This is a genomic window from Streptomyces niveiscabiei (genome assembly GCF_033794345.1).
In the GTDB taxonomy this organism is placed as follows: Bacteria; Actinomycetota; Actinomycetes; order Streptomycetales; family Streptomycetaceae; genus Streptomyces; species Streptomyces niveiscabiei.
The window spans coordinates 1-1904 of the sequence record NZ_JARAYJ010000102.1; the positions used below are offsets into that span (position 1 = coordinate 1).

Consider the following 1904-nt stretch of genomic DNA (forward strand, 5'->3'; position numbering starts at 1 on the left):
GCCGCGAACACGACGTCATCACCGAAACCAGCGTCGACCGGATCGCAGGCGACCTCACCAAATGGATGGCCGCCCGCTTTTCCTAAAACACGGCCTAGCCGTGGCGGAAGCTGAGCTGCTTCAAGCAAGCCCTGCTGACACTGGCCCACCTGCGGAAGAACGAGACGTTCGCACAGGTCGGCGCCGGGTTCGGGGTGTCGGAGACGACGGCCTGGCGCTACGTCGACGAGACACTCGACGTCCTGGCCGCCTGGGCGCCGGGCCTCCACGAGGCCCTGACCGGACTGGGCGAAGGAGACTTCGTCATCATCGACGGGACACTCATCCCGACCGACCGCATCCGGGCCGACGAACCGTACTACTCCCAGAAACACAAGCAGCACGGCATGAACGTCCAGGTCGTCGCACGCCCGGACGGGACCCCGCTGTGGTTCTCACGCGCGACGCCGGGCCGCACCCACGACCTGACCGCAGCACGAGCCCACGGCATCGTCCAGGCATGTCTCACCCAGCAGATCCTCGTACTCGCCGACCGGGCCTACCAGGGTGCCGGCGCCACCTTCAGCACCCCCTACCACCACCACAGCGAACAGCCCGAGCACTACCAGCAGTTCAACCGCGACCACGCCCGCCTCCGAGCACCCGGCGAACGCGCCTTCGCACAGCTCAAAACCTGGCGACTGCTTCGACGGGCCAGATGCTCCACCCGGCGCATCGGCACCATCGTCCAAGCCATCCACACACTCATGACCTGCACGTATTCAGGATGAAAGAGGTTCACTGTCGAACACCTCGGTGAACGCGTTCACGTCTTCGGGCGCTTCCAGGAAGACCCCGCCTCGGTTGTGGTCGACCATGGCGACCGGCTGCCAGGGGTCTCCGAACTCCATGATGGTCATATTGCTGGTGAGGCCGGGGTGGAGGGGTGCGTCCAGAGGAATGACGCGGAGTGTGACGTTCTCCCGCTCGGTCATGCTCAGGAGGATGAGGAGCTGGTCGCGCATGAGGTCGGCTGCCGCGCCGGCCCGGGGGTGCAGTGCGGATTCGTCGATCACGGTCCGCAGCTCGGTGGGGTTGTCCGGACGGGTGAGGATCTCCCTGCGGCCCTGCCGGACCTGGACCAGCGCGCTCGCGGTCTTCTGGGTGGAGGCGCGAGGTGAGCTGGAGATGAGGGCGTGCGCGTAGGCCGGGGTCTGGAGCAGGGCGCCGATCAGCTGGGGGAAGTAGCAGCGGATGACGGTGGCTTCGTTCTCCAGCGCGATGAGATCGGCGTAGGTCGAGGGCAGGACGTTGGCGTACGCGCCCCACCATGCCTGGTGCGAGGTGTCGATCACGCGGGCGATTTCGGCGATGACCTCGGGGCTGGTGACGCCGTACGCGGGCAGGAGGGTGCCGACCTCGGTGTTCTTGATCCGGTACTGGCCGGTTTCCACGCGGCTGAGCCGGGTGTTCTCCCAGCCGAGGACGGTCGCCGCGTCGGCGAGGACGAATCTTCAACCCGTTCGAGTCAACTTAACAAGTTATGTTGCCGAGTTGGCCGACACGTCGTCATGCTGCCGGAAGTCGTGGGGGTGTCCGTGACAGGTGGGCACCGCACCGGGAGGGTGGGGTCATGCCACGGACGACGCTGTTTCGGCGCCTGCTTCAGCAGCGGCACCTGACGACGTACGAGGCGTTCGCCGCCCAATACAGGCGGGCTGCTGTCCGGCTGGCGGAGCTCGACCGTGACCCCCGGCTGGCGTCCCTTGAAGTGTCTCCGCGCCAGTTCGACCGCTGGTACGGCGGGGAGTTACTGACCCTACCCCGTTGAGGTTCCCCCGAGATGCGGAGTGTGTTGACAGAGGGTCAGATGGGACTCATGAGAGGAACATCGACCATGGCCGCCCCCAGAAAGTACTCGCTGG

The 1904-nt window shown here is 66.2% G+C and carries 1 protein-coding gene and 1 pseudogene; one reads left to right on the forward strand and one right to left on the reverse strand.

Going from position 1 to position 1904, the window contains the following annotated elements; translation table 11 throughout:
* Nucleotides 1-101 precede the first annotated feature (101 nt).
* Nucleotides 102-770: pseudogene (locus PV682_RS44000) on the forward strand (transposase family protein); the annotation flags it as partial.
* On the opposite strand, the gene PV682_RS44005 reads toward PV682_RS44000, so the two are convergent.
* On the reverse strand, nt 762-1433 hold the full coding sequence (locus PV682_RS44005) for a DUF5753 domain-containing protein (RefSeq protein ID WP_319738573.1): 672 nt from the start codon (nt 1431-1433) through the stop codon (nt 762-764). The pseudogene PV682_RS44000 and the gene PV682_RS44005 sit on opposite strands and share 9 nt — an antisense overlap.
* Between the last annotated feature and the right edge of the window lie 471 nt (nt 1434-1904).